Annotated in this window: 25 protein-coding genes; 11 read left to right on the top strand and 14 right to left on the bottom strand. The window is 73.1% G+C overall.

What is annotated here, in order from left to right; translation table 11 throughout:
* Positions 1 to 14: 14 nt before the first annotated feature.
* Positions 15 to 524, top strand: a complete 510-nt coding sequence (locus ACZ6Y1_RS17465; protein WP_469629631.1) for a hypothetical protein — start codon at positions 15 to 17, stop codon at positions 522 to 524.
* A 599-nt stretch (positions 525 to 1,123) separates the two neighbouring features.
* On the opposite strand, the gene ACZ6Y1_RS17460 is transcribed toward ACZ6Y1_RS17465, so the two are convergent.
* Complete coding sequence (locus tag ACZ6Y1_RS17460) at positions 1,124 to 1,918, bottom strand: hypothetical protein (RefSeq protein WP_469629626.1); 795 nt, start codon at positions 1,916 to 1,918, stop codon at positions 1,124 to 1,126.
* Positions 1,919 to 2,175: 257 nt separating this feature from the next.
* Here ACZ6Y1_RS17460 and ACZ6Y1_RS17455 point away from each other — a divergent pair, with 257 nt between their 5' ends.
* From ACZ6Y1_RS17455 to ACZ6Y1_RS17445, 3 genes are all read left to right on the top strand, one after another.
* Positions 2,176 to 3,447, top strand: a complete 1,272-nt coding sequence (locus ACZ6Y1_RS17455; protein WP_469629623.1) for a magnesium transporter MgtE N-terminal domain-containing protein — start codon at positions 2,176 to 2,178, stop codon at positions 3,445 to 3,447.
* Positions 3,448 to 3,550: 103 nt separating this feature from the next.
* Positions 3,551 to 4,141, top strand: coding sequence for a DUF1003 domain-containing protein (locus ACZ6Y1_RS17450; protein ID WP_469629984.1), 591 nt, complete (start codon positions 3,551 to 3,553; stop codon positions 4,139 to 4,141).
* Between the two features lie 42 nt (positions 4,142 to 4,183).
* A complete protein-coding gene (locus tag ACZ6Y1_RS17445; protein ID WP_469629620.1) occupies positions 4,184 to 5,353 on the top strand; it encodes an Mrp/NBP35 family ATP-binding protein in 1,170 nt (389 codons plus the stop codon).
* Positions 5,354 to 5,460: 107 nt separating this feature from the next.
* On the opposite strand, the gene ACZ6Y1_RS17440 is transcribed toward ACZ6Y1_RS17445, so the two are convergent.
* The 5 genes from ACZ6Y1_RS17440 to sigE form a co-directional block, all read right to left on the bottom strand.
* Positions 5,461 to 6,225, bottom strand: coding sequence for a hypothetical protein (locus tag ACZ6Y1_RS17440; protein WP_469629617.1), 765 nt, complete (start codon positions 6,223 to 6,225; stop codon positions 5,461 to 5,463).
* A gap of 113 nt (positions 6,226 to 6,338) precedes the next feature.
* Positions 6,339 to 6,785 (bottom strand): sec-independent translocase, encoded by a 447-nt coding sequence (locus tag ACZ6Y1_RS17435; RefSeq protein ID WP_469629614.1) that lies wholly within the window; start codon positions 6,783 to 6,785, stop codon positions 6,339 to 6,341.
* Positions 6,786 to 6,902: 117 nt separating this feature from the next.
* The gene (locus ACZ6Y1_RS17430; RefSeq protein WP_469629611.1) at positions 6,903 to 8,261 is read right to left on the bottom strand and encodes a S1C family serine protease; all 1,359 of its coding nucleotides are present in this window, start codon (positions 8,259 to 8,261) and stop codon (positions 6,903 to 6,905) included.
* 54 nt (positions 8,262 to 8,315) lie between these two features.
* On the bottom strand, positions 8,316 to 9,002 hold the full coding sequence (locus tag ACZ6Y1_RS17425) for a zf-HC2 domain-containing protein (protein ID WP_469629608.1): 687 nt from the start codon (positions 9,000 to 9,002) through the stop codon (positions 8,316 to 8,318).
* Entirely contained in the window at positions 8,999 to 9,775 is a 777-nt protein-coding gene (sigE, locus tag ACZ6Y1_RS17420; protein ID WP_469629604.1) for an RNA polymerase sigma factor SigE, read from the bottom strand. The genes ACZ6Y1_RS17425 and sigE overlap by 4 nt, the downstream gene beginning before the upstream one ends.
* A gap of 178 nt (positions 9,776 to 9,953) precedes the next feature.
* Here sigE and ACZ6Y1_RS17415 point away from each other — a divergent pair, with 178 nt between their 5' ends.
* Positions 9,954 to 10,616: an O-methyltransferase gene (locus ACZ6Y1_RS17415; RefSeq protein ID WP_360867549.1), complete on the top strand. Its 663-nt coding sequence runs from the start codon at positions 9,954 to 9,956 to the stop codon at positions 10,614 to 10,616.
* Positions 10,617 to 10,643: 27 nt separating this feature from the next.
* On the opposite strand, the gene ACZ6Y1_RS17410 is transcribed toward ACZ6Y1_RS17415, so the two are convergent.
* Together ACZ6Y1_RS17410 and ACZ6Y1_RS17405 are read right to left on the bottom strand one after the other, a co-directional pair.
* Complete coding sequence (locus tag ACZ6Y1_RS17410; RefSeq protein WP_469629601.1) at positions 10,644 to 11,261, bottom strand: hypothetical protein; 618 nt, start codon at positions 11,259 to 11,261, stop codon at positions 10,644 to 10,646.
* 119 nt (positions 11,262 to 11,380) lie between these two features.
* Entirely contained in the window at positions 11,381 to 11,548 is a 168-nt protein-coding gene (locus ACZ6Y1_RS17405) for a DUF3117 domain-containing protein (RefSeq protein WP_003966491.1), read from the bottom strand.
* A 322-nt stretch (positions 11,549 to 11,870) separates the two neighbouring features.
* On the opposite strand from ACZ6Y1_RS17405, the gene chcB reads away from it, so the two are divergent.
* Complete coding sequence (gene chcB, locus ACZ6Y1_RS17400) at positions 11,871 to 12,674, top strand: 2-cyclohexenylcarbonyl CoA isomerase (protein WP_469629598.1); 804 nt, start codon at positions 11,871 to 11,873, stop codon at positions 12,672 to 12,674.
* Here chcB and ACZ6Y1_RS17395 read toward each other — a convergent pair.
* Together ACZ6Y1_RS17395 and ACZ6Y1_RS17390 are read right to left on the bottom strand one after the other, a co-directional pair.
* Positions 12,659 to 13,279: a DNA-3-methyladenine glycosylase I gene (locus ACZ6Y1_RS17395; protein ID WP_469629595.1), complete on the bottom strand. Its 621-nt coding sequence runs from the start codon at positions 13,277 to 13,279 to the stop codon at positions 12,659 to 12,661. The genes chcB and ACZ6Y1_RS17395 overlap by 16 nt on opposite strands.
* Entirely contained in the window at positions 13,276 to 13,629 is a 354-nt protein-coding gene (locus tag ACZ6Y1_RS17390) for a DivIVA domain-containing protein (RefSeq protein WP_469629592.1), read from the bottom strand. The genes ACZ6Y1_RS17395 and ACZ6Y1_RS17390 overlap by 4 nt, the downstream gene beginning before the upstream one ends.
* 76 nt (positions 13,630 to 13,705) lie before the next feature.
* On the opposite strand from ACZ6Y1_RS17390, the gene folP reads away from it, so the two are divergent.
* Entirely contained in the window at positions 13,706 to 14,566 is an 861-nt protein-coding gene (gene folP, locus ACZ6Y1_RS17385; protein WP_469629589.1) for a dihydropteroate synthase, read from the top strand.
* A 515-nt stretch (positions 14,567 to 15,081) separates the two neighbouring features.
* Here the strand turns inward: folP and ACZ6Y1_RS17380 are convergent.
* Complete coding sequence (locus ACZ6Y1_RS17380) at positions 15,082 to 15,840, bottom strand: LOG family protein (RefSeq protein ID WP_469629587.1); 759 nt, start codon at positions 15,838 to 15,840, stop codon at positions 15,082 to 15,084.
* Between the two features lie 64 nt (positions 15,841 to 15,904).
* Positions 15,905 to 16,984 carry a succinyl-diaminopimelate desuccinylase gene (dapE, locus tag ACZ6Y1_RS17375; RefSeq protein ID WP_469629585.1) on the bottom strand — a complete coding sequence of 360 codons (1,080 nt, stop codon included), beginning with the start codon at positions 16,982 to 16,984 and terminating at the stop codon, positions 15,905 to 15,907.
* A gap of 86 nt (positions 16,985 to 17,070) precedes the next feature.
* Between dapE and ACZ6Y1_RS17370 the strand changes: the two genes are divergently transcribed.
* Both ACZ6Y1_RS17370 and ACZ6Y1_RS17365 read left to right on the top strand, forming a co-directional pair.
* Positions 17,071 to 18,039: a hypothetical protein gene (locus ACZ6Y1_RS17370; protein WP_469629584.1), complete on the top strand. Its 969-nt coding sequence runs from the start codon at positions 17,071 to 17,073 to the stop codon at positions 18,037 to 18,039.
* 445 nt (positions 18,040 to 18,484) lie between these two features.
* The gene (locus ACZ6Y1_RS17365; RefSeq protein WP_469629582.1) at positions 18,485 to 18,820 is read left to right on the top strand and encodes an ATP-binding protein; all 336 of its coding nucleotides are present in this window, start codon (positions 18,485 to 18,487) and stop codon (positions 18,818 to 18,820) included.
* 92 nt (positions 18,821 to 18,912) lie between these two features.
* Here the strand turns inward: ACZ6Y1_RS17365 and dapC are convergent, their stop codons facing one another.
* Together dapC and fdxA are read right to left on the bottom strand one after the other, a co-directional pair.
* The gene (gene dapC, locus ACZ6Y1_RS17360; protein ID WP_469629579.1) at positions 18,913 to 20,010 is read right to left on the bottom strand and encodes a succinyldiaminopimelate transaminase; all 1,098 of its coding nucleotides are present in this window, start codon (positions 20,008 to 20,010) and stop codon (positions 18,913 to 18,915) included.
* Between the two features lie 109 nt (positions 20,011 to 20,119).
* Positions 20,120 to 20,449 carry a ferredoxin gene (gene fdxA, locus ACZ6Y1_RS17355; protein ID WP_030713714.1) on the bottom strand — a complete coding sequence of 110 codons (330 nt, stop codon included), beginning with the start codon at positions 20,447 to 20,449 and terminating at the stop codon, positions 20,120 to 20,122.
* A 117-nt stretch (positions 20,450 to 20,566) separates the two neighbouring features.
* Here fdxA and ACZ6Y1_RS17350 point away from each other — a divergent pair, with 117 nt between their 5' ends.
* On the top strand, positions 20,567 to 21,556 hold the full coding sequence (locus ACZ6Y1_RS17350) for a GNAT family N-acetyltransferase (RefSeq protein ID WP_469629575.1): 990 nt from the start codon (positions 20,567 to 20,569) through the stop codon (positions 21,554 to 21,556).
* Positions 21,553 to 22,344, top strand: a complete 792-nt coding sequence (locus ACZ6Y1_RS17345; protein WP_469629572.1) for a transglutaminase family protein — start codon at positions 21,553 to 21,555, stop codon at positions 22,342 to 22,344. Before ACZ6Y1_RS17350 ends, ACZ6Y1_RS17345 begins: the two co-directional genes overlap by 4 nt.
* Positions 22,345 to 22,387 lie beyond the last annotated feature (43 nt).

Genomic DNA, 22,387 nt, shown 5'->3' with positions numbered 1-22,387 from the left:
CTTACCCTGTGCGCATGACTCTCAGCACGCTCGACCTGGCCCTCGTCGAGGAGGCCACCAAGAAGTCCGGCCTGATCTGGGTCCGCGGCGCCGGAGCGGACCGGGCCCTGTGGCACGCCTGGGTGGACGGCGCGGCGCACGTGCTGGGCGACGGGCCCGGCGAGCAGCCCTTCCCCTCCCTCGCGGACGGTGCGACGGCCGAGGTGACGGTGCGGAGCAAGGACAAGGGCGGGCGGCTGGTCGCCTGGACCGCGACCGTACGGGAACTGCCGCCCCGGGGCGAGGAGTGGGCGGCGGCGGTCGCGGAGCTCAAGGGCAAGCGGCTGAACGCGCCGGACTCGGAGGACATGACGGAGCGGTGGGCGCGGGAGTGCCGGCTGCTCCGCCTGGAGCCCCGGGCCGTCGGCGCCCTGCCGGCCGGCTCCCTGGCCGCTGCGCCGCTGGCTTCGCCGGCCATCACGCGCCGCCCGATCCCGGCGCACCTCCCGAAACTCCTCCTGAAGCGCCGCAAGCCCCGCCCGTAGGCTCCGCCGGACCTTGCGCACCGTCGCCCCCGGGTGCCCGGCGCTCCGGCCCTCACTGTTACCGCCGCGCCGCCGGGGGCGGGTGTGCCGGGGTGCCCCCGCACCGTCGAAGCGGGTGCCCGGCGGTCCGGCCCCCCTGTATACCGCCGCGCCGGCGGGGTCGGGTGTGTGGCGGGGTGCCCCCGCAGGGCGTCGAACGCAACCACGCCCTGCTTGCCGGCGCCTCTGCAGGTTCGGCGCCCGAGGAGGTGCCCCGGCGCGCGCCCGGCCCCGGCGGCCGTTAGGCGGCGGCCGAACCGGGGTGCCGCTGCGCGGAGCAGTCCCCTACCCGCCCTTCCACCGTTCCCCGGGCTCCGCCCGGACCCGTTCCTGGGGCTCCGCCCCAGACCCCGCGCCTCAAACGCCGGCGAGGCTGGATCGGAGCCCGCGCCTCAGACGCCGGCGAGGCTGGATACCGCGCCGCCCGGACCAGGGCCGCAAGCTCCGGGACCGTGCAGTCCCGCCGGCGTCTGAGGCGCGGGGGCGGAGTCACCGACAGGGGGCGCCCGCCGCACCGTGCGGCGCGGGGGGTCCGGGGGTGGGGCCCCTGCGCCGTGGGGCTACGGCTTCGTGGGGTTCGCGCCCTGCCCTCCGCCCTTCGACGGCGCCGGGGGCGCCCCCTCGCCCGCCTGGTCCTTCGTCGTCGGGAGCTGCGTGCCGTAGTCCACCGTCTGGTCCTGCGCCGGCGGGTCCAGCGGGAACGGCTTGCCCCACTCCCCGAGTTCCACCCGCCCGGCACCCCCCGCCCGTTCCATGAGCAGCGGGTACGGGGTCCCCTCCAGGGACACGGAGAGCTTGCCGCCCTTGCCCTCGGCCGCCGTGACCTGCACGGCCTTGGTGTGGCCGACCTTCGTGTAGGAGCCCTTGGCGAGCTTGCCCTCCAGCCCGAGCAGCCCGTCCAGCAGGACGTGCATGTCGGTGAAGCCGCGGAACTGCTTGTACGTGGGGTCGCTCTCCGGCACCTTCACGTACTTGTCGCCGAGCTTGCCCGCCGAGTCGGACTGCCCCCAGAACGCCGCGCTCGCCTTCAGGTACAGCTGCTCCCCCACCCGCAGCAGCTGGAAGGTGTCGTCCTTCGACTTCACCTCGCCGGAGCCGCCGTCCGACTTCAGCCGCATGTCGAGGGTGAAGGACTTGCCGCCGCTCACGAGCGTGCCGGACAGGTGCACGGAGGCGGCGCCCGTCGCGGCCGCCTTCGCCTTCTCCTCGATCTTGTCCGCGGACAGCTTGCCGACCCCGTTCGTCCCCTCGTCCGGGTCCGAGCCGCAGCCCGTGCCGGTGACGGCGAGTCCCGCGCACAGCGCACCGATGAACGCGGCCCGGCGCAGGCGCACGGCAGGGAAGTGGGCGGTCACGGGCAAGTGCCTCTCGTCGTGCGGCTGCGAGCAGCAGGCAGCGTACCTGGCGGCGCGCGGCCCGCCACGACCGCGCCCCGGCGACCGGTGCCGCACCGCCGCCGCGCACCGCCACCCCGCCCGCACCCCGCCCGCACCGCACCCGCACCGCACCGACGCGGTACCCGCGCGGACCGCCCCACCAGGACGCTTGCACCGGGCACGGGCTAGCCTGAGGGGCGGCAGAACTGTTGAGGGACGCTCTAGGAGGCGCTCGGATGGCTGGTGGCGCCCCGCGGATCTTCGTCTCGCATCTGTCGGGTGTGCCCGTGTTCGACCCCAACGGCGACCAGGTCGGCCGGGTCCGCGACCTCGTGGCGATGCTGCGCGTCGGCGGGCGGCCGCCGCGCCTGCTGGGCCTGGTGGTCGAGGTGGTCAGCCGGCGCCGGATCTTCCTGCCGATGACCCGGGTCACGGGCGTGGAGTCCGGTCAGGTGATCACGACCGGGGTCGTCAACATGCGCCGCTTCGAACAGCGCCCCACCGAGCGGCTGATCCTCGGCGAACTGCTGGACCGCCGGGTGACGCTGACCGCGACCGGCGAGGAGGTCACCGTCCTGGACGTGGCCATCCAGCAGCTGCCGGCCCGCCGGGACTGGGAGATCGACAGGATCTTTGTGCGCAAGGGCAAGGGCGGCGCGCTGCGCCGGCGCGGCGAGACCCTGACCGTGGAGTGGTCCGCGGTGACGGGCTTCTCGCTGGAGGAGCACGGGCAGGGGGCCGAGAACCTGGTCGCCACGTTCGAGCAGATGCGCCCGGCGGACGTGGCGAACGTCCTGCACCACCTGACGCCGAAGCGGCGCGCCGAGGTGGCCAACGCCCTCGACGACGACCGGCTCGCGGACGTGATGGAGGAGCTCCCCGAGGACGAGCAGGTCGAGATCCTCGGCAAGCTGAAGGAGGAGCGCGCCGCCGACGTCCTGGAGGCGATGGACCCGGACGACGCGGCCGACCTGCTGTCCGAGCTGCCCGAGGACGACAAGGAGCGGCTGCTGACACTGATGCAGCCGGACGACGCGGCCGACGTGCGGCGCCTGCTGTCGTACGAGGAGAACACGGCCGGCGGTCTGATGACCACGGAGCCGATCGTGCTGCGCCCGGACGCGACGGTCGCGGACGCGCTGGCCCGCGTACGGCAGTCGGACCTGTCGCCGGCGCTGGCCGCGCAGGTGTACGTGTGCCGGCCGCCGGACGAGACGCCGACCGGCAAGTACCTGGGCACGGTGCACTTCCAGCGGCTGCTGCGCGACCCTCCGTTCACGCTGGTCAGCTCGATCGTGGACACGGACCTGCCGCCGCTGCGTCCGGACGCCTCGCTGCCGGTGGTGACCAGCTATCTGGCCGCCTACAACATGGTGGCGGTGCCGGTGGTCGACGAGAGCGGTTCGCTGCTGGGCGCGGTGACGGTGGACGACGTGCTGGACCACTTGCTGCCGGACGACTGGCGCGAGAAGGACTTCCACTCCGAGGAGGCCGTGGGTGGCCACTGAGCGGGGGCGTTCCGAGAAGGAGCAGGCGCGCGAGCGACGCCGGGAGCAGATCCGCGAGCGGCGCGAGCGGGCGCGCGCGCAGGCGCGCGAGCTCGGCCTTTCGGTGGAGTCGGGTGAGCGGGCGGAACGTTCCGCCTTCGAGCGCGGCGAACGGGCGAAGGCCGCCTCGGCGACCGGTTCGAGCGCGCTCGGCCGGTCGCGGGTCCGGCTCGACGTGCCGCGGCCGTCGCGGCGCCGGCTGCTGCCGGAGTACGACCCGGAGGCGTTCGGGCGCCTGTCGGAGCGGGTGGCGCGCTTCCTCGGCACGGGCCGGTTCATCGTCTGGATGACGGTCGTCATCATCTGCTGGGTGCTGTGGAACATCTTCGCGCCGGAGCACCTGCGGTTCGACAAGTACCCCTTCATCTTCCTGACGCTGATGCTGTCGCTGCAGGCCTCGTACGCGGCTCCGCTGATCCTGCTCGCGCAGAACCGGCAGGACGACCGGGACCGGGTCAACCTGGAGCAGGACCGCAAGCAGAACGAGCGCTCGATCGCCGACACCGAGTACCTGACCCGGGAGATCGCGGCCCTGCGGATGGGTCTGGGCGAGGTCGCGACGCGCGACTGGATCCGGTCCGAGTTCCAGGACCTGATCAAGGAGATGGACGAGCGCCGGCTATTCCCGCCGGAACGTGACGAAGGCGACCGCTGACGGGCTTTCCTGAGCCCTGCTACCGAGCCGTACCATCGGGGCATGGCTACCGACACAAGCTCCGCCGCCGAGGCCGCCGTGCCCGAGCAGGACGCGATCCTGGACGCGCTGGCGACGGTGAACGACCCCGAGATCCACCGGCCGATCACCGAACTCGGCATGGTGAAATCGGTGGAGATCGGCGATGGCGGCGCGGTCGCCGTCACCGTCTACCTGACCGTGTCGGGCTGTCCCATGCGCGAGACCATCACCCAGCTGGTCACCGAGGCCGTCGGGAAGGTCGCGGGCGTGACCTCCGTCGCGGTCACCCTGGACGTGATGAGCGACGAGCAGCGCAAGGAGCTGGCGGCCACCCTGCGCGGCGGCACCGCCGAGCGCGAGGTGCCCTTCGCCAAGCCGGGCTCGCTGACGCGTGTGTACGCGGTCGCGTCCGGCAAGGGCGGCGTGGGCAAGTCCTCGGTCACCGTCAACCTCGCCGCCGCGATGGCGGCGGACGGCCTGAAGGTCGGCGTGGTCGACGCGGACATCTACGGCCACAGCGTGCCGCGCATGCTGGGCGTCGACGGCCGTCCCACCCAGGTCGAGAACATGATCATGCCGCCGTCCGCGAACGGCGTGAAGGTCATCTCCATCGGCATGTTCACCCCGGGCAACGCGCCGGTGGTGTGGCGCGGCCCGATGCTGCACCGCGCGCTCCAGCAGTTCCTGGCGGACGTGTTCTGGGGCGACCTGGACGTGCTGCTGCTGGACCTCCCGCCGGGTACGGGCGACATCGCCATCTCGGTGGCGCAGCTGGTCCCGAACGCCGAGATCCTCGTGGTCACCACCCCGCAGCAGGCCGCGGCCGAGGTCGCGGAGCGGGCCGGCTCGATCGCCGTGCAGACCCACCAGAAGATCGTCGGCGTCGTCGAGAACATGTCGGGCCTGCCGTGCCCGCACTGCGACGAGATGGTCGACGTGTTCGGCTCGGGCGGTGGCCAGAAGGTGGCCGACGGCCTGACGAAGACGGTCGGCGCGACCGTCCCGGTGCTCGGCTCCATCCCGATCGACGTGCGTCTGCGCGAGGGCGGCGACGAGGGCAAGCCGGTCGTCCTGGCCGACCCCGACTCCCCGGCCGGCGCGGCCCTGCGCGCGATCGCGGGCAAACTGGGCGGCCGGGCCCGGGGCCTCTCGGGCATGTCCCTGGGCATCACCCCGAAGAACAAGTTCTAGCACCCCCGGTCGCCCCTCACGGGCGGCGCGGCGAAAAGGGCACCGCCGACCAGCGGTGCCCTTTGCCGTACCCGGTCCGTGACCCGGACTACTCGTACGAACCCGGACTACTCGTACGCGCCGAGGTCCGAGATCACCGAGAACCCCAGCCCGTACGCGCTCATCCCCCGCCCGTACGCGCCGAGATGGACGCCGCCCCGCGTGGACCCGGCGAGCACCCACCCGAACTCCGACTCGCGGTAGTGGAACGGCGTCGGCTCCCCGTCCACCGGCAGCGACAGCATCGACCAGTCCTCGCCCTCCAGATCGTCGGCGAGCTCCCACGCCGCCTCCGTCTGCTGGTCGAGCCAGTCGTTGCGCAGTGCGTGGTCCATCTGGCCCGGCCAGCTGTACGCCAGCAGCCCGGAGCCGGCGAGCCAGGCCGCCGAGGAGACCGAGGTGGCCTCCAGGACGCCGGTGCCGTCCCCGCTGCGGCGCAGCGGGTTGCTCGCGACGGTGACGACCACCGCGAAGCGCTCCTTCTCGCCGGTGGCGATCTCACCCCGCGCGGACGGCTCGTCGCCGTGGCCGGTGGAGCCGTGCTCCACGGTGCCGTCGGCGCCGGTGCCGACCTGCATGAGCCAGCGGGGGCCGGTGAAGGCGCCGTCCAGCCCGTACCAGGGGAACTCGGCCCGCAGGTAGCCCTCGGCGGTCCGGCGGGCGGCCGGGACGGGCGCGGCGCCCTCCTGCGGCTGCGCCGGCTGCTGCGCCGCCTGCTGCGGCTGTTGCTGGGCGTTCTGCGGATCCTGCGCGGGTTCGGCGGCTGGGGCGGGCGCGGGCGCGGCGGCCTCGGCGGTCTGCGCACCTACCCGGCTGCTGCTCGTCGTCTCCATGGGGCGGCCTCTCGTTCCGTGGGGTCCGGAACGGCCCGCCCCCCTCGGGCGTCCTACATCCGGACAGATGGAGGATAGCCACCGGACCCGGGATCGGCGGGCAGGCGCAGCCCCTACGTGGCGTCGGCGTCGAAGCGCGCGCGCTGCTCGGCGGCCGGGGAAGCGGGCTTCTTCAGCAGGTCGGGACCGGTGCCGGCGGGCGTGGCGGAGGCACTCGCCGGGGCGACGGCCGCTTCGGGCTCCCTGCTGTTCACGGCGTCGGTGACGTCGTTCAGCTCCTTGCGGAGGTCGAAGCTGCTGCGGATCTCCTTGAGGTCCTCGTTCTCGGTCAGCTGCTTGCGGATGAAGGTCTTCGGGTTCAGGTCCTCGAACTCGAAGTCCTTGAACTCCGGTCCGAGTTCGGAGCGGATGTCCTGCTTGGCGCTGTCGGAGAACGCGCGGACCTTCCGGATGAAGCCGGAGACGTCCTGGATCACCTTGGGCAGCTTGTCCGGACCGAAGACCAGGATCGCGAGCACCACGATCGTGACGAGTTCGAGTGCGCCTATGTCGTTGAACACCCTGCCGCTCCTCGGTCTCTCTCACTGCGGGCCCGCACACACGGTACCCGCCCTCGTCCGCACGCCCATACCTGCGTGCTCGCCCCGTACTGGTTTCACCCGCCCGTCACGCGGTGCTCACGAGCCGTTCGCCGACCCGAGGACGACCTCCAGGGTTTCCTCCCGGCCGCCGCGCCGCACGGTCAGGGTGAGCTTGTCGCCCGGGCGGTGGGACCTGATCTTGATGATCAGTTCGTCGCCGCCGCGCACGCGCTGTCCGTCCACCTTGGTGATCACGTCGCCGGCCCTGATGCCGGCACGGGCGCCGGGCCCGCCGGAGACCACGGAGGGCTTGCCGTCCTCGCCCTTGTCCCCGACCCGGGCTCCGTCGCCCGTGTACTCCATGTCGAGGGTGACGCCGATCACGGGGTGGGTGGCGTGGCCGGTGCGGATGAGTTCCTCGGCGACGCGCTTGCCCTGGTTGATGGGGATGGCGAAGCCGAGGCCGATGGAGCCGCCCTGCCGCTCGGGATCGTCCTTGTCGGCGCCCCGGATGGCGCTGTTGATACCGACCACGTGGGCCTTGGCGTCGAGGAGGGGGCCACCGGAGTTCCCCGGGTTGATGGGGGCGTCGGTCTGGAGGGCGTCGACGTAGCTGATGTCGCTGCCGTCGCCCTTGTCCCCGCCCGCGGTGACGGGCCGCCCGGTGGCGCTGATGATGCCGGCGGTGACGGTGTTGGACAGGTCGAAGGGGGCGCCGATGGCCACCACCGGGTCGCCGACCTTCACGTTCTCGGAGTTGCCGAGGCTCAGCGGCTGGAGCCCGCGCACCCCGCTGACCTTGACCACGGCCAGGTCGTATCCGGAGTCGCGGCCGACCAGCTCGGCGGTGACGCTCTCGCCGGTGCTGAAGGTGACCGCTATCTCCTTGGAGTCGGCGACGACGTGGTTGTTGGTCAGGATGTGGCCCTGCTGGTCGAGTACGAAACCGGTGCCCGTCCCGCCGCCCTTGGCGCCGCGCACGTGGAGGGTCACCACCCCGGGCAGTGCGGTGGCCGCGATCCCGGCCACGCTGTCGGGGGCCCGGCCCGTGTCCGCGACCCCCGCCTGGGGCAGCTCCAGGCGGGTGCTGCTCTGCCGCTCGGCGAGCACGCCGAGGTAGCCGCCGACGCCGCCCGCGAGGAGGGCGGTGCCCACGCTGAGGGCGACGGCCTGCCAGAGCCCGAGCCCGCGCCGTTCCCGGCCCCGGTCCACCACCTGGAGGGGTGCCTGGAGGGGCTGGGCGCTCCACGGGTCGTAGCGGACCGGGCGGGACGGCTCCGGTTCCCCGCCCGTGCCGTCCGTCTCCGCGCCCACGCCCTCGCCCTCGCCCTCGGACGCCCCTTCGGACCCGCTCTCGGGCCTGGGTGCCGGGACCGTGTCGTGGCGGCCTCCGGCCGTGCCCTCGGGCCGGCTCCACCACTGCGGAGCCGGTTCGGTCTGCTGCCTGTCGGCCATGGGCGCTCCCCGCCTGCCTATGCGCATGTGCCGCAGATTCAACCAGGTCGCGGGTCAGCGCAGCAGGGAGACCGGTCGGGGCGTTGCCGACGGGCTCGGGTGCAGCGGCGGCAGCGGGGTCGCGAGGGTCGACAGCAGGGTCGGGCCCATGGGGGTCGGAGGCACCCGGTCGCGGACCGAGGCGTCGGCGACGGAGACCACGGGGCCGGGCCGGGAGGCGGGCGCGGGCTGCTCACCCCGGACGGTCGGGTCGGCGTTCTCCATCGGCAGCGTCCCGCCCAGGGCGAGCGCGGCCAGCGACACCGCTCCCGCCGCGACGTAGGCGAACCGGCGGCGCGGACGCGCGACTTCGTGGATGCGGAAACCGTGCGGCTGCGGCGGGACGCCCGACCGGGCCAGGGCGTACGCGAACGAGCCGAACGGATCGGCCTGCTGCTCCGCCGCGGGGGCGGCCGGACCCCGTCCGCCGCTCGGTCCCGGGGGGCCCGGCGGCCCGTCGGGACCGCCGCCCGGCAGCCCCTGCAGCCGTGCCAGCAGACCGGCGGACAGCGGCGGCGGCGCGCTCTCCACGAACATGCTCTTCAGCCGGCGCTGTGCGTCGGCCTCGGCCTTGCACCTGGCACACGTGGCCAGATGGGCCAGCACGCGCTCGCGGGCGTCGTGCTTCAACTCCCCGTCCACCAGGGCGGCGAGCCTGTCGCCCAGGTGGTGCTCGGCGGGGGACGGTCCGGCTGCGCTCACTCGGCTCCGCCCTCTCCCCCGGCACCGGGCGCACCCACCGCCGCCCCCGCCAGCGCGCGCTGCTGCGCGCGGACTTCGGGGGACCGGTGCTTGAGCTCCTTGCGCAGGTGTGAACGGCCGCGGTGGATACGGCTGCGGACGGTTCCGAGCTTCACGCCGAGGGTCGCGGCGATCTCCTCGTACGAGAGGCCCTCGATGTCGCAGAGCACGACGGCGGCGCGGAACTCGGGGGCGAGGGTGTCCAGCGCCTGCTGGACGTCGGCGTCGAAGTGGGTGTCGTGCAGAACCTGCTGCGGGGAGGGCTCGCGGCTCGGCAGCCGCTCGGCGGCGTCGTCGCCGAGCGCGTCGAAGCGGATCCGCTGCTTGCGGCGGACCATGTCCAGGAACAGGTTCGTGGTGATGCGGTGCAGCCAGCCCTCGAACGTGCCCGGCGTGTAGGTGGACAGCGAGCGGAAGACGCGGACGAAGACCTCCTGGGTCAGGTCCTCGGCGTCGTGCTGGTTGCCCGTCAGACGGTAGGCGAGGCGGTAGACCCGCGCGCTGTGCGTGCTGACGATCTCCTCCCATGAGGGAGGGGTCCACGCCTGCGAGCCCGCATCGTCGGCGAAGGTCGCGGTGGTTGCGGTGGCGGTGTGGAAGCTGTCAGCAATGTAGGTCACGGATTTCGGCTCACCGGCCGACCGGAAGAGACGTCTGAACACGCCCCTACGATCCACAGGCGCAGCCGCACCTCCCCTGTCGGCTCTGGTGGTGTCCAGCGGAGTCCCTACCATAGCCACCCCCTCTGTCAGCTCCGGATAAGCCTTTTTGCAGTATCTTTACGCGGGTCTTAGGTCACAGAGGGGCCGAGGCCGTCGATCTGCCCGGCAGCGCCCCTTCTGATCCCGTCTCCACCCTTCACAACGCCCGGTCCCATCTGCGGGTTCCCGACGTCAACGGATACAGTCACCGTTGCGCCAACTATGGGGACAGGAGAGGGTCATTACCGGCAACCGGCAGACGAGCTGGGCTTTCGCCGACGCGTTCGTCGCCGAGGACGACGCTCTGCGATGGGCCCGCGACCGGTCCAGGGAAGCGGGCCTGCGCTCCGTCTCCCCCGGCACCGGGGCCGCGCTGCGCCTGCTGGCCGCCACCGCGGATGCCAAGGCGGTCGCCGAGATCGGCACCGGCACCGGCGTCTCCGGCATCCACCTCCTCCACGGCATGCGCCCCGACGGGGTCCTGACCACGGTGGATCCCGAACCGGACCGGCAGGCCTTCGCCCGCCAGGCCTTCCGCGCCGCCGGTTTCGCCGGCAACCGCGCCCGCTTCATCCCGGGCCGCGCCCTCGACGTGCTGCCGCGGCTCGCGGACGGCGGGTACGACCTCGTCTTCTGCGACGGGGACCCGACCGAGTCCCTCGACTACCTCGCTGAATCGTTGCGCCTGCTGCGCCCCGGCGGACTGGTCTGCTTCGAGGGGGTCTTCTCCGACGGACGCACGGTCGACTCCGCGGCCCAGCCCGTCGAGGTGCTCCGCGTCCGCGAGCTGCTGCGGAGCGTCCGGGAGAGCCCGGCGCTGGAGTCCGCGCTGCTCCCGGTGGGCGACGGGCTGCTGTGCGCCGTACGCCGCTGAGCGCGTGGGCCCGGGCCGCCGGACCCGTCAGCGCAGCAGGGCGAAGGTCAGGGCCGCCGTGCCGCCCAGCGCGGTGCCCGCGATGAGCTGGGCCGGGGTGTGCGCCTTCAGCACCAGCCGCGACCAGGCGACGGCGGCGGCGGGCAGGGCCGCCGGGAGCGCCACCGGCCCGAAGGCGAGCAGCAATATCATCACGGTGCCGCCGGCCACCGACATGTGGATGGATATCTGCCAGCCCGCCGTCACCGCCAGGGACGAGACCAGCCCCACGAGCATCGCGACGACGAGCGCGAAGACGTCCGCCGGGGCGCCGAGCGCGTACAGCAGCGTGATCCCGGCGGCGACGGAGACCAGGCTCAGCGCCATCGGGACCATGCGCTGACGCCGGACCCGTATGTGCTGGTCGGTCAGCGCCCCCCGCCGCACCCCGAGCACGATGATCCCGATCGGGACCACCCCGCAGAACAGGGCGGCGAGCAGCCCCCAGCCGAGGCCGGTCCAGGACCCGGTGCTGAACCAGCCGATCAGAAGGAGCAGGGCCACAACCAGGTTCGCCGGCGCCAGCACGTCGGTGAGGATCCGGGCCGCCTTCTGGCGGGGGGTGCAGTGCGCGAAGGCGGGCGGGGCGGGCGGCGAGAACGTCACGGCACATCTCCGGCGATCGAAGAGAAAGATAGAGAAAGGTCCTGGACACAACGCTGCCCCGACCGCACAGGGCGATCGGGGCAGCGCAGAGAACGCAGAATGCTGATGGTGCCGAAAGGTCAGCCGACGACCTTCTTCAGGGCGTCACCCAGGGCGTCCGCCTCGTCGGGGGTCAGCTCGACGACAAGCCGACCGCCGCCCTCGAGCGGTACGCGCATGACGATGCCCCGCCCCTCCTTGGTGACCTCGAGCGGGCCGTCGCCCGTCCGCGGCTTCATGGCCGCCATGCTCGTTCCCCTTCCTGAAACCAGCTCATCGTCAGCCGACGGCCCCATTCAGGCGCCTAGTACCCGGCATCGAACACATTGCTTCCCGGCCATTATCCCGCATGTCAGGACCCGATGACCAACCTCAACGGTGAACGCTTCGGCAACGCGCTCGACCAAAACCACTCATTTCGGGGACCCGCCTGCGATACTTCGCCCTCGCGCGGTGCGCTTTCTTTGACGCACATCACATGTGCGCGCGCCGCCCGGTCCGCCATGCTGACCCTTGCACCGGCCGGTACCGGCCGGTAGTCAAGCCCGCGACGAAGGGGGACCCCCTGCCATGGCCGACAGCGTGCTCTACGAAGTGACCGACGGACTCGCCACCATCACGATCAACCGCCCGGACGCGATGAACGCGATGAACACCGAGGCCAAGGTCGCCCTGCGCGACGCGGTCCTGGCGGCTGCCTCCGACTCCGCGGTGCGGGCCGTGCTGCTCACCGCGGCCGGCGACCGGGCCTTCTGCGTGGGCCAGGACCTCAAGGAACACATCGGGAACCTCGCCTCGGACCGCGAGACCGGTACTTCGCTGACCATGAGCACGGTCTCGGAGCACTACAACCCGATCGTCCGCGCCCTCACCGAGATGCCCAAGCCCGTGGTGGCCGGCGTGAACGGTGTCGCGGCCGGGGCCGGCTTCGGCTTCGCGCTGGCGGCGGACTTCCGCGTCGTCGCCGACACGGCCTCGTTCAACACCTCGTTCGCCGGGGTGGCGCTGACCGCCGACTCCGGGGTCTCCTGGACCCTGCCCCGCCTGATCGGTGCCTCCCGCGCCTCCGACCTGCTGCTCTTCCCGCGCTCGGTCAAGGCCCAGGAGGCGTTCGAGCTCGGCATCGCCAACCGTCTGGTGCCCGCGGAGTCCCTGCGCGCCGAGGCCGAGGCCGTCGCCCGCGCCCTGGCCTCCGGCCCGACCGTCGCCTACGCCGCGCTGAAGGAGTCCCTGGCCTACGGTGCCTCGCACTCCCTCGCCGAGGCACTGGAGCACGAGGACGTCCTGCAGACCCGCGCGGGCGCCTCCGAGGACCACGCCATCGCCGTCCAGGCCTTCCTCGCGAAGCAGCCGCCGAACTACCTGGGCCGCTGAGCGGCCGTCTCCCGCGAGGCCCGGACCTCGCGGGAGGCGCAGTCGGCCAGATGGTCGTTGACCAGGCCGCAGGCCTGCATCAGCGCGTAGGCCGTCGTGGGGCCGACGAAACGGATCCCGGCCTTCTTCAGCGCCTTCGCCAGCGCGACGGACCCGTCGGTGACCGCCGGGACGTCGGCGAGGGTGCGCGGGGCCGGTCCGGGCTCCTCCGGGGCGTGCGACCAGATCAGCGCGTCCAGCTCGCCCGGCTCCCACCCGGCGAGCACCTTCGCGTTGGCCAGCGTCGCCTCGATCTTGGCCCGGTTGCGGATGATCCCCTCGTCCGCCAGCAGCCGCTCCGCGTCCGCCGGCCCGAACTCCGCGACCGCCGCGATCTCGAAGGACGCGAAGGCCTTCCGGAAGCCCTCCCGGCGCCGCAGGATCGTGATCCACGACAGCCCCGACTGGAAGGCCTCCAGGCACAGCCGCTCGTACAGGGCGTCGTCGCCGTGGACCGGGCGGCCCCACTCGGTGTCGTGGTAGGCGACGTACTCCCCGGTGGGCCCGGTGGACAGCGCCCACGGGCAGCGCAGCGCCCCGTCGGGGCCCGCGACCGCGGCGCTCATCGCTCGGCGTGCTTGGTCAGGTCGACCTGGCCGGCCGGCACGGCGTCCTGCGGTTCGGCCGCGACCCGGGCCGTCAGCTGCGCGATCCGCGCGTCACGCTCGGCCAGCTCCGCCGCCAGCCGGTCCAGTACGTCGTCCACCTCGGCCATCCGGTACCCGCGCGGCCCGACGGGCAGCCGCAGCGCGTCGATGTCCTCCCGTACGACGGGCCGGGTCTCCGGAAGCGCGTCGGCGACCCGGTCCGGTTCCGCTTCCGGCAGCACGGCCTCCGAGCCTCCGCCGATCACCGCCAGGGTGACCGCCGCCACGACCACGACCAGCGCGATCATCAAGAAGAAGAACACGATCACTCCCCACGAGAGACTCCGACCCTCAGGTTAAGGTCGCAGATGAGGCGGGGGGGCCGCCGAAGGAGGAAAGAGCAGGATGCTGCGACTGGGCAGGCGCGAGTTCGGCACCCATGAACCGGTGATCATGGCCATCGTGAACCGCACCCCGGACTCCTTCTACGACCAGGGCGCGACGTTCCGCGACGAACCGGCCCTGGACCGGGTCGAGCAGGCGGTCGCCGAAGGCGCCGCGATCATCGACATCGGCGGGGTCAAGGCCGGCCCGGGCGAGCACGTGGACGCGGCCGAGGAGGCCCGGCGCACGGTCGGTTTCGTCGCCGAGGTCCGCCGCCGCCACCCCGACGTGGTGATCAGCGTGGACACCTGGCGGCACGAGGTGGGCGAGGCGGTGTGCGAGGCCGGGGCGGACCTGCTGAACGACGCGTGGGGCGGGGTGGATCCGAAGCTGGCCGAGGTCGCCGCGCGTTACGGGGCCGGGCTGGTCTGCACCCATGCGGGCGGGGCGGAGCCGCGGACGCGGCCGCACCGCGTCGAGTACGAGGACGTCATGGCCGACATCCTGGAGGTCACGGTCGGCCTCGCCGAACGCGCGGCCGCGCTGGGTGTCCGCCGGGACGCGATCATGATCGACCCCGGGCACGACTTCGGGAAGAACACCCGGCACTCGCTGGAGGCCACGCGGCGGCTGGGCGAGATGACGGCGACGGGGTGGCCGGTGCTGGTCTCCCTGTCCAACAAGGACTTCGTCGGCGAAACGCTCGACCGGCCGGTGAAGGAACGGCTGCTGGGCACGCTGGCCACGACGGCCGTCTCGGCGTGGCTGGGTGCGCAGGTCTACCGCGTGCACGAGGTCGCCGAGACCCGGCAGATCCTCGACATGGTCGCGTCGATCCAGGGCCACCGGCCCCCGGCGGTAGCCCGCCGAGGCCTGGCCTGACGGCTCCCTCCGGGGGCGGAGGGGGTGCCCCGCGGCTGGCGCCGGCGCGCCGGTGGGGGCGGGTGTGCCGGGCTGCCACCCCCGCGCCGGCGGGGGGCGGGTGTGTGCCGGGGTGCCCCCGCAGGGCGTCGAACGCAACCACGCCGCACTTGCCGGTGCCTCCGCAGGTTCGACGCCCGAGGAGGTGCCCCGGCGCGCGCCCGGCCCCGGCGGCCCGCCACGACGCCGCTGCGCGGAGCTGGTCCCCGACCCGCCCTTCCACCGTTCCCCGGGCTCCGCCCGGACCCGTTCCCGGGGCTCCGCCCCAGACCCCGCGCCTCAAACGCCGGCGAGGCTGGATCGCGCCCCGCCAGGACCCGCGCCGCAAACGCCGGCCAGGCTGGAGCGGGCACGCCGGGACCCGCGCCGCAGACGCCGGCGGGGCTGGAGTGGGGGCACCGCCCCCAGACCCGCCTCAAACGCCGTCGAGGCTGGAGTGGGCACGCACGGGCCCGGGCCGCAGACGTCGGCGGGGCCTACTTGCCTACTTCCTTCGTCACCAGGGCGATCGCCTCGTCCACGTCGTCGGTGACGTGGAAGAGGTACAGGTCCCTCTCCGACGCCTTGCCCTGCGCGATCACCGTGTTCCGCAGCCAGTCGACCAGACCGCTCCAGTACTCCGATCCGAACAGCACGATCGGGAAGCGGGTGATCTTCTGCGTCTGGACCAGGGTCAGCGCCTCGAACAGCTCGTCCAGGGTGCCGAGACCGCCCGGCAGGACGACGAACCCCTGGCTGTACTTCACGAACATCGTCTTGCGGACGAAGAAGTACCGGAAGTTCAGCCCCAGGTCGACGTGCTGGTTCAGGCCCTGCTCGAAGGGCAGCTCGATGCCGAGGCCGACCGAGATGCCGCCCGCCTCGCGGGCGCCCTTGTTGGCCGCCTCCATCGCGCCCGGACCGCCGCCCGTGATCACCGCGAAGCCGGCGTCGACCAGCGCGCTGCCGATCCGCACGCCCGCGTCGTACTCGGCCGTGCCCGCGGGGGTGCGGGCCGACCCGAACACGCTGATCGCGGGCGGCAGCTCGGCCAGGGTGCCGAAGCCCTCGATGAACTCCGACTGGATGCGCAGGACCCGCCAGGGATCGGTGTGCACCCACTCGGAGGGCCCGGCGGAGTCCAGCAGCCGCTGGTCCGTCGTACTGCCCGCCTGCACCTGGCTCCGCCTCCTCAGCACCGGCCCGAGCTGCTGCTCCTCGGGCCGACGACGGGCGGAACTCTCGGGGTTGCCCATGATGTGCTCCCTCCTGCTGATCGTTGGATCAGGGTAGGCGCACGAAGGTGACGGGAAGCGGAATTCAGGCGGTCAGCCAGGCACGGAGTCGTTCCTCGCAGTGCAGGATCGCCTTCGTCTCCACCCGCTCGTCGACCTTGTGGGCCAGCAGGGCGTCGCCCGGGCCGTAGTTCACGGCCGGGACGCCGAGCGCGCTGAAGCGCGAGACGTCCGTCCAGCCGAACTTCGGCATGGCGTGGCCTCCGACGGCTTCCATGAAGGCCGCGGCGGCGGGGTGGGAAAGGCCGGGCAGGGCGCCGGGGGACGAGTCGTCGATCACGAACTCGGCGATGTCGCAGTCCGCGAAGACCTCACGGACGTGCGCGACGGCGTCGGCCTCGCTGCGGTCCGGGGCGTAGCGGAAGTTGACCGTGACCGTGCAGGCGTCGGGGATGACGTTGTTGGCGACGCCGCCCTCGATGCGGACCGCGCTCAGGCCCTCGTGGTACTCCAGGCCGTCGATGACCGGCTTGCGCGGCTCGTACGCGGCCAGCCGGGCCAGGATCGGGCCGGCGGCGTGGATGGCGTTGGAGCCCATCCAGCTGCGGGCGGAGTGGGCGCGCTCGCCGGTCGTGCGGAGCAGTACGCGCAGGGTGCCCTGGCAGCCGCCCTCGACCTCGGCGTTGGAGGGCTCCAGGAGCACCGCGAAGTCGCCGGTCAGCCAGTCGGGGTGGGCTTCGGCGACCTTGCCGAGGCCGTTGAGGTCGGCGGCGACCTCTTCCTGGTCGTAGAAGACGAAGGTGAGGTCGCGGTTCGGCTCGGACACCGTGGCCGCGATGCGCAGCTGCACGGCGACGCCGGACTTCATGTCGGTGGTGCCGCAGCCCCACAGGACGTCGTTCTCGTCGAGTCGGGACGGAACGTTGTCGGCGATCGGCACGGTGTCGAGGTGGCCGGCGAGTACGACGCGCTCGGCGCGGCCGAGGTTCGTGCGGGCCACGACGTTGTTTCCGAAACGGTCCACGGTGAGGTGCGGCAGTGCGCGCAGCGCGTGTTCCACGAGGTCGGCGAGCACCTTCTCGTCGCCGCTCACGGATGGAATGTCGACGAGCCGGGCGGTCAGCTCGGCGGCGTCCAGGGTGAGGTCCAGCTCGGATTCGGACATGCCTCTGACCCTAACGCCCCGGGGTGTGGCGAACCTTCCACGTCCGCCCGGTGGACGCGTCATGTGGCTCAAGTACGGTGGGCCGCGTGTCCCAGAGCGATCACTCCCGCCCCCGTCGCCGCCGCCGGCTGCTGCGGGCCGCCGCCGGCCTGCTCGTCCTGCTCGCGGTCATCGGCTACTTCGCCGTCCAGCAGGACTCCACGGGCGGCATGGGTGCGCCGCACTGCGTCGTCCGCGCCGCGGACGGCGCCGAGGGCGAGGGCGGTTCGTACTCGATGACCCCCGAGCAGGCGGGGAACGCCGCGACGATCGCCGTGGTGGGCACGGGCAAGCCGATGCCGGAGCGGGCGGTCACGATAGCGATGGCCACCGCCATGCAGGAGTCGGCGCTGCGCAACCTCGACCACGGCGACCGGGACTCGCTGGGCCTGTTCCAGCAGCGGCCCTCGCAGGGCTGGGGCACGCCGGCGCAGATCCAGGACCCCGTGTACTCGGCCGGGATCTTCTACGACCGGCTCAAGGAGGTCCGTGGCTGGGCCCGGCTGCCGCTGACGGAGGCGGCGCAGCAGGTCCAGCTCAGCGGTTTCCCGCAGGCGTACGCGAAGCACGAGCCTGACGCGACGCTGCTGGCGGCGGCGTTCACGGGCAGTGCGCCGGGAGCGCTGACCTGCACCGGTCCCGCCCCGCGGCCGGGCTCGGGCGATCCGGAGAAGGTGAAGGCGGAGCTGACCCGGGTGTTCGGGCCCACGGCGGCGCCGAAGCTCGGTCCGCCGACGTCCTCACTGGGCCGCTCCGGCCCGGCGGACCGGACGGAGGTCGCGGTGCCGGTGACGGACAAGAAGGGCGCGGTCGACCGGCAGCGCGGCTGGGAGCTCGCGCACTGGGCCGTGGCGAACGCGGCGAAGCTGAACATCACGCGGGTCGGGTACGACGGCAAGGCGTGGATCGCGGGCGAGAACAAGGGCCGCTGGGTCGACAAGGTGCCGGGCAAGTCGGGCTCCGGGGACCCGCAGAGCGCGGGGCCGGACGACGTCCGGATCTTCACCGCCCGCTGAGCCGGCGGGCCCCCGGGCCGGTCTTTCGCGGCCCTGCCCCGGGCGGCCCGGACCCGGGCGGCCCGGACCCGCCTGAACCGACCCGGCCCGCCCGCCGGTACCGGGCCGCTGCGCGGGGCCTTCCCCCACCCCGCCCCTTCCCGAACCGGGGCTCCGCCCCGGGCCCCGGTCCTCAAACGCCGGACGGGCTGAAATTGCCCTGCGGGCAATCCAGCCCCGGAGCCCGGTCAGGCGTCCGGGTCGTCACCCGTGCGGGGGTGAGCCCATGGAGGGGCCGAGGGGAGCCCGGACCGGAAGAAGCCCTGGTCGGCGCGTATTCAATGGGCTTTTCGCGGAAGCCGATTAAACGATGCGTTACCGATCCTTTACCGAGGGGCTCCGCAACTCACGGCCCCCCACGAGCGGTTGTACACGGCGTACTCAGCCGCTACCGCTTAGGAGCATCATGTCCCTCCCCCTGACCCGTCGGATCGCCCGTGCCGCGCTGCTCGTCGCAGCCGGGGCAGCGCCCGTGGTCGGTGCGGCCGGCGCGGCCAGTGCCGCCGGCCTGGAGCCCGTGCAGCAGCTGGGCGCCCTGACCGCCGCCCCGGACACCGCCGGCGCCACCGCGGCGGCCGCGGACACCGCGTCCACGGCCACGGCCGCCACCAAGGCCGTCCCGGCCGCCGACGTGGCCGGCCAGGCGGGCGGCCTGCTCGGCGGGCTGCCCGTTCCCGGCGCGCAGGAGCTGCCGCTCGGATCGCTGCCCGGCGGCCTGCCGGGTGGCGTGCCGCTCGGCTGATCACCGTACGGGCGTACGGACGCGGGAACCCCGAAGGGGCCGGGAGTGCGAACTCCCGGCCCCTTCGGGCGCGTACGGGGCGGTGGGACGGATCAGCCCGCGAGGCGCTTGACCGCCGCCTCCACCCGCTCGTCGGTCGCGGTGAACGCGACGCGCACGAAACGGGCGCCCGCCTCGCCGTAGAAGTCGCCGGGCGCGACCAGGATGCCCAGCTCCGCGAGGTGGGCGACCGTGTCCCAGCAGGGTTCGTCCCGGGTCACCCACAGGTAGAGACTGGCCTCGCTGTGCTCGACCCGGAAGCCGTGGGCCTCCAGCGCCGCGCGCAGCGCCGCGCGGCGGGCGGCGTAGCGGACCCGCTGTTCCTCGACGTGCGCGTCGTCGCCGAGCGCGGCGACCGTGGCGGCCTGGACGGGCGCCGGGGTCATCATGCCGCCGTGCTTGCGGATCTCCAGCAGTTCGCCGAGGACCGACGGGTCACCGGCGATGAACGCCGCGCGGTAGCCCGCCAGGTTGGAGCGCTTGGAGAGGGAGTGGACGGAGACGATGCCCTCGTACGAGCCACCGCAGACCTCGTCGTGGAGGACGGAGACGGGCTCGGCCTCCCAGCCCAGCTCCAGGTAGCACTCGTCGCTGAAGAGCAGGATGCCGTGCTCGCGCGCCCAGGCCACGATCCGGATCAGCTCCTCCTTGGAGAGGACCTTTCCGGTGGGGTTGGACGGGGAGTTGAGCCACAGCAGCTTCACGCCGGCCGGGTCCAGCTCCGTCGGGTCGTCGTAGACGACGGCCTCGGCGCCGCACAGCCGCGCGCCGACCTCGTACGTGGGGTAGGCGAGCCGCGGGTAGGCCACCTTGTCGCCCGCGCCGAGCCCGAGCTGGGTCGGCAGCCAGGCCACCAGCTCCTTGGAGCCGACGACCGGCAGGACGTTGCGGTGCCCGGCGGCGCTCGCGCCGAGGCGCCCGCGCACCCAGCCGGTGATCGCGTCGCGCAGGGCGGGCGTGCCCCACACGGTCGGGTAGCCCGGGGAGTCGGCGGCGCCGACCAGGGCGCGCTGGATCAGCTCCGGGACCGGGTCCACGGGGGTGCCGACCGACAGGTCAACGATGCCGTCCGCGTGGGCCGCCGCCGTCGCCTTGTAGGGCTCCAGCTTGTCCCACGGGAAGGCGGGAAGACGGTCGGATACTGCGGCCACGGTGGTCTCTGCTCTCTCTCGGTACTGGCTGGTAGCGGATCGGAAAACACCTCGGTCCCGTACGGCGGGAAAGGCCGTACGGGACCGAGGGGCGCTTCGGACCGGAAGGTCAGTGCTCGCCGTTGATGCCGGCGGGCAGCGCAGCGATGAAGGGGTGATCGCGCTCGATCAGGCCCAGCTTGGAGGCACCACCGGGCGAACCGAGCTCGTCGAAGAACTCGACGTTCGCCTTGTAGTAGTCCTTCCACTCCTCCGGGGTGTCGTCCTCGTAGAAGATGGCCTCGACCGGGCAGACCGGCTCACACGCACCACAGTCGACGCACTCGTCCGGGTGGATGTACAAGGACCGCTGGCCCTCGTAGATGCAGTCGACGGGGCACTCTTCGATGCATGCCTTGTCCTTGACGTCGACACAAGGCTCCGCGATGACGTAGGTCACGCTCTCGTTCCTCCTCGGTAGGGCTGTCCATATCGCGCGGGAGCGCGGCGTCGTCGATGCCCACACCTAGTATCTCCGTTCCCGGGCACGATCCGAACAGGAGGGGCGGACAGAGCTGTGGAATTCACTGCGGGCGGACTGCTGGAGGTCCGAATCACCCCGGCTGACGTGGGTAAACGGGTGTCCGTACGACGGGCGGAAGGCGAGCTGGGCGGATCACCCCAGTTCACGGACACGGTCGGAGTTCTCACATCCTGGGACCGGGGTGTGCTGCTGATCACACGAAAGAACGGCGAATCCGTCCGCATCGCGGAATCGGCGCTGGTCGCGGGCAAGGTCGTACCCCCGGCGCCGGCCCGCAGACGGGGCCCGGCGGCCTCCTTCGAGGAGCTGTCGCGGGTCGCGGCGCGGTCCTGGCAGCCGCTGGAGAGCGAACCGCTCGGCGAGTGGACGCTGCGGGCGGCGGCCGGTTTCACCCGGCGGGCCAACTCCGTGCTGCCGCTCGGAGACCCGGGCATACCGCTGGACGATGCACTCGCCCGAGTGACCTCCTGGTACGCGGAACGTGACCTTCCGGCCTATGTGCAGGCCGCGACGGGGGCCGCGGGCACCCAGGAGCTGCTGTGCGCGGAGCTGGAGCGGCGGGGCTGGGCGTCCGAGGTGTCGGCGGAGGTACGGATCGGGGCGCTGGCGCCGGTGGCCGACGTCGAGGCGCCCGGGGCCGGGTCCGTACGTCTGACCCGCGTCCCGGACGAGGCGTGGCTCGGCCGCTACGGGAAGGTCTCCGACCCGGAGGTGGCGCGCCGGATGCTCGTGGAGGGGCCGTCGGTGTGGTTCGCGGCGCTGCCCGCGGGCCGGGCGATCGGCCGGCTGGTGGTCGACGGGCGCTGGGCGGGCTTCGCGGCGGTGACGGTCGATCCGGAGCACCGCCGGGAGGGTCTGGCGACGGCCGTGATGGCGGCGCTGGCGCGGCGGGCGCTGGAGGAGGGCGCGTCGGCGGCGTGGCTCCAGGTGGAGACGGACAACGCGGGTGCCCGGGCGCTGTACGACGGGCTCGGGTTCGCGACGCACCACGCGTACCACCACTACCGGGCGGCGGGCTCGTGACCTCGCGGTGGCGTGAGCAGTTCGCGGCGGAGGCCCGGGCGGAGCGGCCCGATCTGGCGGTGCTGTGCCTGCTGCTGGCGGCGGAGGGCGACCCGGAGCTCGACGAACGCGTCATGGACTGGGCGCAGATCGAGCTGGACCGGCTGGCGGGGATGCTGCCGTACGGCCTGGTGGGCGCGCGGGAGTGGGCCTCCGCGGTCACGGAACTGCTGGGCGGCAGGCTCGGTTTCCACGGCACCCCGGCGGACTACGACCGCCTCTCGTCCTCGCTGCTGCACGAGGTGCTGCGGCGGCGGCGCGGCCTGCCGATCCTGTTGTCGGTGGTGTGGCTGGAGGTCGCCCGGCGGGCGGGGGCGCCGGTGTACGGGCTGGGCCTGCCGGGGCACTTCGTGGTGGGCTTCGGGGATCCGGAGGAGGGCGTGGTGGTCGACCCGTTCGCGGGCGGCGCGTCGCTGGGGGCGGGGCCGGCGGAGCTGGCCTCCGGGCCGCGGACGCCGGCGCGGACGCTCGACATCGTGCTGCGGATCCTGAACAACATCCGCGCGTGGGCGTCGGCCCGCCCGGAGCACTCCGGGGTCGCGCTGTGGGCGCTGGAGCTGTCGCTGCTGCTGCCGTCGCATCCAGCAGCGCTGCGGTACGAGCGGGCGCGGCTGCTGGTGGAACGCGGGGCGTTCCGGGAGGGGGCGGCGGAGCTGGAGGCGTACGCGGAGGTGGTGTCGGCGGTCGACGCCGATGCGGCGGCCCGCATCCGCGCCGAGGCCTCGGCGGCCCGCGCCCTGCTGAACTGACCGGCTGCGCGGGCCTCCCTCCGCCCCGGCCCCCGCTCCTCAC

The sequence above is a fragment of the Streptomyces sp. NPDC053432 genome (genome assembly GCF_055585365.1).
This window is presented reverse-complemented; position numbering and strand designations above follow the sequence as displayed.